Annotated in this window: 5 protein-coding genes; 1 reads left to right on the top strand and 4 read right to left on the bottom strand. The window is 67.1% G+C overall.

What is annotated here, in order from left to right; translation table 11 throughout:
- Positions 1 to 130: 130 nt before the first annotated feature.
- Positions 131 to 2731 carry a matrixin family metalloprotease gene (locus ABZZ79_RS39305; protein WP_356697428.1) on the bottom strand — a complete coding sequence of 867 codons (2601 nt, stop codon included), beginning with the start codon at positions 2729 to 2731 and terminating at the stop codon, positions 131 to 133.
- Between the two features lie 957 nt (positions 2732 to 3688).
- Between ABZZ79_RS39305 and ABZZ79_RS39300 the strand changes: the two genes are divergently transcribed.
- Positions 3689 to 4213, top strand: coding sequence for a hypothetical protein (locus tag ABZZ79_RS39300; protein WP_356697426.1), 525 nt, complete (start codon positions 3689 to 3691; stop codon positions 4211 to 4213).
- A gap of 1285 nt (positions 4214 to 5498) precedes the next feature.
- Here the strand turns inward: ABZZ79_RS39300 and ABZZ79_RS39295 are convergent.
- From ABZZ79_RS39295 to ABZZ79_RS39285, 3 genes are all read right to left on the bottom strand, one after another.
- Positions 5499 to 6722 carry an IS110 family transposase gene (locus ABZZ79_RS39295; RefSeq protein ID WP_356697424.1) on the bottom strand — a complete coding sequence of 408 codons (1224 nt, stop codon included), beginning with the start codon at positions 6720 to 6722 and terminating at the stop codon, positions 5499 to 5501.
- 270 nt (positions 6723 to 6992) lie between these two features.
- Positions 6993 to 7472 (bottom strand): helix-turn-helix domain-containing protein, encoded by a 480-nt coding sequence (locus ABZZ79_RS39290; protein ID WP_217143874.1) that lies wholly within the window; start codon positions 7470 to 7472, stop codon positions 6993 to 6995.
- Entirely contained in the window at positions 7469 to 8026 is a 558-nt protein-coding gene (locus tag ABZZ79_RS39285; protein ID WP_356697422.1) for a replication/maintenance protein RepL, read from the bottom strand. The genes ABZZ79_RS39290 and ABZZ79_RS39285 overlap by 4 nt, the downstream gene beginning before the upstream one ends.
- Between the last annotated feature and the right edge of the window lie 1129 nt (positions 8027 to 9155).

Genomic DNA, 9155 nt, shown 5'->3' with positions numbered 1-9155 from the left:
GACGGTTCTCTTGGTCGAAAACCCATCTACCAGGGGCTTCACCACGTTGTCAGCCCAACTGTCGGACTCCAGAACCAGGTTGGAAAAGGCTCAGTGCCGCCCCTCTTCCCACCATGCGATCGAGTGAGAATCAGCCCAGGGACGCGTACCAAATACCCTCGTCGTCCGCCACGCCTCTCCAGGCCATGAACAGGCGACCCTCCAAGACCGCAATCGCGGGGCCGGTGAGGGTCCCCCTGTCGTGGATGGAAACTTGACCGGAGAACTCTTCGAGGGCAAAGTCGAAATAAGTGAACCAGATACCATCGTCACCTTCCGGTCCCCTCCATGCGAGGACGATGGAGGAGCCGTCTCGCATCGTGGCGGAGGGCCCGCGGCTGGCTCCGATTTGATGCCATACGAGGCCTGTGGATTCGCTGGTGGCGTATTGGACCTGGCGCTGAGGCCACCAGCTGCTGTTGGGCGCGCTGTCCAGCGAGCTGTAGTAGACCGCAGAGTCTCCCGGGATGCCCTTCCAGAACAGGTAGAGACGGTCAACGGTGGCAACCAGGCTGGGGGAGTCCGAGGTGCCAACGCCTGCGATTCGGCTCTGAGGTTCCCACCCTTGCGGCCCGAGCGTAGAGAAGTAGATGCCGGTGTCGCCATCGACTCCTTTCCAAGCCATGCTCGTGCGGCCATTGAAGTAAGCGAGGGCGGGACCGCAACTGGTGCCGACCGCCGGCACGGGTCTCTGGCTGCCCCAGTCAGCTTCGAGGGGGAGTCTGGAGGCATACCAGATTCCCGAGTCGCTCTTCGCCCCCTTCCAAGCCATGGTGAATCCCTGCTCACCGTTGCCGGCGGGGAACAGGGCCAGTGCGGGGCCGTGGGTGGACGCGCGGTCCGGAGATTGTTTCTGCGGCGACCAGCCCTGACCACCGAACTCCGACCAGTACAGAGTGCGGTCGTCGCCCGCGCCCCGCCACGCCATGCCCAGATGGTTGGCAACGCCAGTGAAGCTCGAAATACCAGCCACCGCGAGGCCCGGCCGGTCGGCCGTGGCGCCGGCCATGCGGGTCTGATCGGTCCATCCGTAGATGCTGGCAAGCGCCCGCTGGGATTCCTCGTCGATTGTCGACCGCCCCGTGTCAATCGGGTACATCAACGACGTCTTGTCCGTCGAATGGGCCAGTCCCAGGGCGTGGCCTATCTCGTGAAGGGACACGCTGAGTAGGCTGGCGGAATCCCAATTCTCATGACTGTCCAGCGAGACGTGCGCGTCAGTGAAAGCATGGTTGTGCGCTGTCGTCGTGGTTACCCCTTTTACGCCTTCTGGTGCGGTGAGTTTGAGGTTGAGCTCAGCGCCGCCGAATTGGACTGGGATGTTACCGCCGCTCTGCACCATATTGAAGTTGAAGTAGCCTGGTGGTACTCGGTGCCATTGATCGAGTGCGGCCTTGACGGTGTCCTGCGCGTTTGCCCCGTCGGTCAGCGCTGGAGCGTTCGACACGGACCACGACAGGTCGCCGCGTGACCAACGTCCATTCGGTGCCCCGAAAGCCAGGGGAAGCAGACCGCCGTGCCCGTCGAGTGCGTCAGGAACTCCGCAGAATCGACCGTCCAAATGCTCCGCAACTGCGATGACTTGGTCATCGAAGGGGCGCCCGTCCAGGGAGAGCCCCCATACGCTCTCGTACAGTCGGAGTTGTTCCGGGAGTCCCGCTCCGCCAGGGGCCGGATATCCGAACTGCTCCAATGCAGTCGGCACGGTCCTCAGTGCGGCGACGCGTTGTACGTCAACGGCGGCTCGCGCTGCGGCGACTGCTTCAGTGGGTCGTTGTGCGGTGGCTAGTCGATTGGACAGACTGATCAGCTCGCCGACGACCGTATTCACGTCCGCACCTGGAGCAGCGGCTGCTTTGGTGAAGGCATCGATAGCTTCCTGGACAGGTGGTCCGACTTCAGCCTGGCGGTTCGCTTCGATCAGCCGCACGATCAAGACGCGCAGAGCCACGGCGAACAGGAAGGGATCGGTGACTTGCCCCGCGCCATGTTCCGATTCGCGTTGTACGTCAACGGCGGCTCGTGCTGCGGCGACTGCTTCAGTGGGTCGTTGTGCGGTGGCTAGTCGATTGGACAGACTGATCAGCTCGCCGACGACCGTATTCACGTCCGCATCCGCGATCAGCGTGCCCAAGGCGTCGATGTCGGGAGTGACCGATGCATCCACGGGAGCCGGAGGGTTCGCCGTGTAGCTTACGGTAACCGTCAGGTCGGGACTGTTCATATCAACGGCGGAGAGGCTGAAAAGCAGGAACGATATGACTTCTTCCGGACCGATAGGGCCGTCAGGGGCGGGCACGTCCTCAGGGAACCAGCGGACTGATTTCGACTGCTGCCCGTCATCGAAGACCCAGTCGCAACTTTCCCAGCCGCCCCCCATGGCCGGAGAACCCCCATTTCTTTCAAAGGCAATAAAATTGGCCGCAGATAGTTGGTCAATGGTCGGGCGCTCGCCATGAGTTACATTTCTGAAGAGACGGGAGAGACCGACGGCGGGCTGCCACTGGAATCCGGACGCCCTGAACGCCGAGCCGACCTGTATCGTCTGCGTCTGACCGTTCGGTGGACCGAGTATTTTCTCGGAGGATTGATTGTCCGGCGACATGCCCGTCATCCTGCCCGCCCACGAGATGAGCGCGGGGTTTGACTCCAGTGCTCCTGTTGCCATGGGAACCTCCAGGTAGCGTTTCATTACTGCTCAGCGCCCAGATATTTGGAGTCTTCCCGGGCACGGGACAGTCGAAGAGGTCCTCCCGCGACATGGGGCCGGGGGTAGATTTTCTGGTGCAGACCTCGCTGTAGCGATGGCAACGCCGATCGCCTAATTCCCGGATCGTCCCATGCGTTCCCGGAGAGATCGGAATATCGCAGGATCTGCCGCCGCCAGGGCGAGCTGATAACGGGAAAACCCTGCTTCCGGAAAGGGGGGACTTATGTCCCGGCCAATATGATTCGATGAATTCGCGAGGGATTTCATCGTGACCGCCGAAAATACCTGGAATCACACGACCTCCGTATAGAGGTCTTATTTCCCATGGTCGCGCGACTGTTCGTCTGCGGCAAACGCACAGTCTGCACCAGGCACTGCGGTTGGGCCCCTCAGCAGGGCTCTTGTCCGTGGAATCCGATGGACTCACGGTGCGAAGTCTGGCGGGTTCTGACGCGGTGGGGTATGGGTGAAAAGGTCATCGGGGGATCCGTGACCACGGTCCGGCGGACTGCGTCAGAGGTCAGTGCTTCATCCAGACGCTTTCCCAGATCAGGGCCGGCCGCGGCTGCGGTGATCAGCCAGCGCAGCGTCACGTTCGCGGCGAGCTTCCGGAGATCGTGCAGGTGCTGGACGTCTTTCCTCGTGTCGTCGCCGTGAGCGTACTCGGCTGGCCGCAGGTGGTACGGAGCCGCGTCCGGTAGGTATGTGCGAGGCGGGTGGCAGGAACCAGGCCGTCCCAGAGGATAAAGGTTCCGCCGACGATGTCGCGTGCAGGTCCACATGCCGTGGTCTGCTCGCCGAGTATTCCGGCGAACCCGTCGCGCGTCACCGGGTGACAGGACGGCTGCTGATGGAGCACCTGTGACAAGTAACCTGCCTCCCACGTGACAACCAGGCTGCCTCGGCCCGGCTCTTCTGCCAGCCTATTCAGCTCCGCCGGTGACAACTAACGAGCCTCGGCACACCCAGCTGCTCGCCGCCGCGTCGGCGGGCACCCTCTACGACCCGGACACCGACGACGTCGTCCAGGCCGAGCTCGCCGCCAACCGTGAGGCCGCCGCACGCGAGGCGCAGCGGATCGCCGCACGCGCCGACGAGCTCCAGGCGCTGCGCGAGCTCGGCACGCTGGAACAGACCGAGACCCGCTACGGGGACGAAGCCGTGCGCGACGAACTGACCGGGCGAGCCGGCGGGTACGTCCAGGCCGACGTCGACGCCTGGCTTGCCCACGCCCTGGCCGCGCACCTCGGGCACTACCGCGACCCGGCCGCCCGCGAAGCCGCCACCGGCCTTCTCCCGCCGCCGGTCCTCGCCCACGCCGCGCTGCTCGCCGAATTCGCCCGACTGGTCCCCGGCGGCCGCGCAGACGAGCTGGCGTTCGCGGCCCGGCTCGCCACCACCGAACCCGAAGCCGCCGACGACCTCGCCGCGCTCCTCGCCCGCGCCCCCTCCGGCGCCAGCTGACCGCACCACGCTCTCCCGGTGTCTCCTGACAGCAGAGTTGGATCGTTTGTCACCGAAGATGGATCGGTCAGGCAGTAGGGGACGCGTCACGCACTCCTCCCACCCGCCGTAGGCGAAGTACCGGAAGTACGGCCGGCCGGGAAGACCTCGCCACCGAGCCCGCCTTGCACCCTTGCACCCTGGCCTCCGGACGCTGCGCCGGCGGCTCGGCGCGGGCTCGTCTGGAGACGGCCTTGCACCCCATTGGTAGGTACTACAGGTAGTACCTATGTGCGGGTTGAGTGTCCTTCCCCCTGAGGCAGAGCTCGGGCCGGGAGCAGCGGGAGGCGGCGACCGAGGAGGGAGGGCGTGGCGCCCGTCGTGGAGCCGGCCCGAGGGGAGGCAGCGGCTTCTCCGCCGCTCGAAGCGCTGTGCGCCGCTGTGAGCGCCTTTGAGGGCCTTGATCGTCGCCTCGGGGAGCCCGGAGGGCGTCAGAGTGCCGCAGACGGCCGTACAGCGCCGGGAAGGATCATGTGCGCCGGACGGACGGGGTGGGCCTCGGTGCAGGTGGCGACGAGTGGTGTGTGCCCGCGCAGCGAGCTTGGCTCTCAGGGGGAGAGATCTACAACCCGCACATAGGTACTACCTGTATTGTAGTACCTACCAATGGGGTGCAAGACGCGCTCCGCTCCGGCCAAGCCGCGACCGCCGACGGCCGTCACCAACCGGAGTGCAGCGCCTCGTGCTGCTCAGCCGCCGACGTCCTGCTGCTCCTGGCCGTGAAGGGTGCAAGACGCCTGCTGCACGCCCCGCGAGGAGTGCAGCGCAGCATTCGCACGGCCCAGGTGGCACACGGGTGCTGCACGAGTAGCAGGGGCGCCCTAACCCCGAGCGGCAAGGGATGCAGCAGAGCCACCGGGGCCGCCGCCGTTTGTTCTGCTGCTCCAGAACAAGCCGGTTCACCTAGTGCTACCGACAGCACGAGCCGGCCGACGGCTTCGGGGCCGCAGCCCGGCGTCGGGGACGTGTATGCAGCCTGGGCGCATACACCTCCAGGGCAACGAGCGAAGGCTCCGCACCAAGGGTGCGGAGCCTTCGCTCGTGGAGGGGGGGTGCCCCTATCTGTTTCGTCAACCCCGGTGGGGTCGGTATGTAGCGGTTGATCCTGGTTTTCGGGAACGTCCCGCGAAGCGGGACGTTCCCGGCGGATCGGGTGGCTGATGGGCAGGCCGGTGGCCGGCAGGGCCGGAGTGGCCTGCCGGTGCGCGGGCGTGACGGGGCCTGGAGGGTAGGGGCGGTGGAGTCGTCAGGCGGCGAGGTCGACGTCGCCCGGCGTGCGTGCTTCGTAGAGGGCCCCGGTGCGGATCATCGCGTGGATGACGTTCACGCGCTGCCGGGCGAGGCGGAGGATCGCCTGGGTGTGGGTCTTGCCGCGTGCCCGCTGACGGTCGTAGTGGACCCGGGAGGACGGGTCGGCTTTGCAGCCGATCGCGGCGAACGCGGCCTGGAACAGGGCTCGTTTGAGGAGCCTGTTGCCGCGATGGGGCGCGTGCTCGCCGCGGATGGAGGTGCCCGAGGACTTCGTGGCCGGGGCGAGTCCGGCGTAGGAGGCGAGATGTCCGGGGGTGGGGAAGCCGGTGCCGTCACCGATCGCGACGATCACGGCGGCCGTGGTCCTGACGCCCAGGCCGGGCAGAGACGTCAGGAGGTGGAAAAGAGGGAGGGCCTCCAGCAGGGCGGCGATCTCCTGCTCGGCCTGGCGGCGCTGGGTGTGTGCGGCGGCGAGCTGGGCGGCCAGGCCGGGCACGATCAGTGCGGATGCCTCGGTGCCCGGAACGACGAGGGTCTGTTCGGCGAGCGCGTCGAAGATCTCGGTGGTGAGGTGGTGGGCCTTGCGCGAGCCGTGTGCCTTGAGCAGGGCCTCGCAGCGGGCCCGGCCCAGTTTCCTCAGTCTCGCCGGGGAGCCGTGCCGTTGGAGGAGGGCCTGGACATAGGGATAGGCCAGGCGCGGGCCGAGCACGCGCTCGAGAGAGGGGTGGATCTGGGAGAGCAGGCCGCGCAGCCGGTTGGTGGTGCGGTTGACCTCGCCGGCCAGGTCGTTGTCGTAGCCGGTGAGCATGGTCAGCTCGGCCAGTACCTCGTCGTCGCGGTCCACCGCGCGCAGGGTGTGGGGCATGGTGCGGGCGGTCTCGGCGATCACGAACGCGTCGCGGGCGTCGGTCTTGGCCTCGCCCGGGTGCAGGTCGGCGGCACGCCGCATCGACAGCCCGGGCAGGTAGGCCACCCGGCAGCCCGCCGCGCGGGCCACCGTCAGCGGCAGCGCGCCGATGTTCGCGACCTGGTCCACGATCACCAGGCTGGTGCCGAACTTCGCCACCAGCCTGGTGAACAGCTCCAGCAGCCTCGGCTCGGTGTTGGGCAGCCGCTTGTCGTGCACGGTTCTGCCGTCCGAGGTCCGGCCGTGGGCGTGGTGGAACTCCTTGCCCAGGTCCAGGCCGAGGAAAAGATCTATCGCGGTCGTGTCGACCATGTGCGCGTGCCCCTCGCCACTCGTCTCCTCACCTCCCGGCCGTCCCTGCGGCACCACACGCCGGCAACCACGTTACGCAGACATGCCGCCCGTGAAGCGGCCCGGCATTGCACCGGACCAGACGGCTGTCAGGCCCCTCATCAGCGGTCAAGCGGTGCCCCGAAGCCCGGCGGCAACACCCCCCAGGTCATCCGTACGACAGGGGGCACACAGCCATACCGGGCCCGGGGGCCAGGCGCCCCATTGCGGGGCCACGGAGAAGGTAACGGGTCAGCCGGCGAGCCGGAGGGCGGGGCGCGTCTCGGGGGCTGGGGCGTCCTCGCCGCCGTCGGGGTCGGGGTTGGGGTCGAACCCGGTGTCGGTGCGCGCGTCGCTTGCCCGCGGGGGGCGGATCTCGCCCGTGGGGAAGTTCAGCGGCCACACGAAGGTGTCGGGGTCGCTGAGGTGGTTGAGCATGTGGGGGAGCGACTCGTACGCGGCGAAGAGCGGGTGGATGAGCACGCTGCCCTGGCGGTGCCGGCCGTCGAGGAGGCCCTTGTCCTTGAGCTGGCCGATCGCGCGGGAGACCGCGGCCTGGCTGATGTCGAGGCGCTTGGCGACGTCGGCCTGCCGGATCTTGACGAGGCCGCAGGGCTCCTGCCGGGCCTGGAGGATGTCGAAGACGTCGCGCGCCGTGGGGTTCAGCCGGGCGTTCGGCAGGACCTCGAAGGCGTCCGGGTTGCGGAAGCCGGGGATGGGGCTGTCGCTCATCGCTCTGCCTTCCTCACGTTCGGGATGACGATCTCGCGGGCCGTCAGGACCTTCGGGCCCAGCTTGTTGACCAGGTCGCGCTGCTTGTCACTGCCCCAACGGTAGGCGTAGAGGGGGTGCAGCCGGTACATGCCCCTGCTCTCCTTCCAGGCGAAGTTCTGCCGGGAGAGCTCGCTGATGGAGCGGGAGACCTTCGACTGAGAGCAGCCGAACTTCTCCGCCAGGCCGCGCTGGGTCATCTCCACCAGGGCCAGGTCGTCGTGGTGGACCGACATGTGGTCCAGCACGTTCCTCGCCATGGCGGAGAAGCCGAACTTCCACAGCTGGTCCTGGATCCGCTGGGACATGCTCAGGTGGATCCGGCCATAGAAGGCGTAGGGCTTCAGGTCGCCCTTGGTGGAGAAAGTGCCGCCCTTCCTTGCCAGCTCCTCCAGCCTCTTGAGCAGGTCCTTCGCTGACTCCAGACCGTCGAAGTCGTCGGGCTTCTGAGGCACCGGTGCCGGGCGTACGGCCCTGGCGTCGGCGGTCGCGCTACGCCTCTGGGGCTGGGCCACTGGCCCTCCTTACGAAGATCATCGAGGCGCATAACATACCAGTGGTGACATGTTATTCGGGGACGATGCATCGAGGCGGCGTGTCCCTTGCCCCGACCTCTTGATGCAGCTACGTGCATACAACTCAGGCCTCGGCGACGCGTTGTATGCAGCCAGGGTGCATACAACTTCCGCGTTTCCGCAGGTCAGAGCGTTGCGCCTTCTCTAATCTTTAAGAGCGACCCCGGTGCGGCTGCAACCAGCCCCCCCCACCGGCGACGCTCACCGATACCTCTCTCGCAGCCACGGCAGGAACGGGCGTGTCGGCGTCGACAACCACAGGGGTCGCGGGAGGCCGACGGCCCGTGGCTGAGCTCGCTTCGCATGCGGCACCGCGCCCTCGCGCCGGTAGACGGCGTCAGCGGCTCTGAGTCTCGGGTGGTGTCAGCCGTGACGGTCAAAAGCCAGGAAGCGTGGCTGACGTCGGTGGGCGGGTTCCGCCGCCCAGCCCTGGAGGCCGTTCGGCTCCGGTACCTCCGCACGTCGAAATTCCGGCTTTCCGATATCTGAGGTCCCGTTCTGTGAATCGGCCCGCAACTTCCCGATTCGCCATTCCTCGCGTGAGTTGGTGGACCGAAATTCCGACGCTGACCCTCCTCCAAAAACCGCGCCTCGGCCGGATCGGTCCTGTATTTCCGCCAACGGTACATGCTGCATCAACCTGATGCACCCACTACACTGGAACCCACACGAACGAGCGACCCCCACCCCCCGCAGTCAGCCAGGCCCGCGCCAGCGGGCTCCAACGGTTCTGGAGGCGCAGCCGGAAGGGCCGTTGAGGCGAGGGAGTGCAACGGACGAGCCGGCCCCGGGATGAAGCGCAGCGGAATCCCAGGGAAGCGAGGCAATGCCTCGCCCGGTCCGGGAGCGCAGCGGACGAACCGTCACCGGGCCTGCGCAGCAGGCCCGGTGTGCGGGTGGCGCAGCCACCCGCCAGCGCTCACGCGGAGCGGGAGCGCAACCCCCGCGCGCAGCGCGGGGGTTCGCTTGCACATCGCGCAGCGATGTGGTACCCGCTCCGCGGGCACCGAGGAGGGCCGCTCCCGGGTCGGCCGGGTCCGCGAGGCCCGCCGCGCCCGCTACGTCAGCA

This window comes from Streptomyces sp. NPDC006458, from assembly GCF_040612135.1.
Classification (GTDB): Bacteria; Actinomycetota; Actinomycetes; order Streptomycetales; family Streptomycetaceae; genus Streptomyces.
Note: the sequence above shows the minus strand (reverse complement) of the source record. Positions and strands in the feature narration are given on the sequence as shown.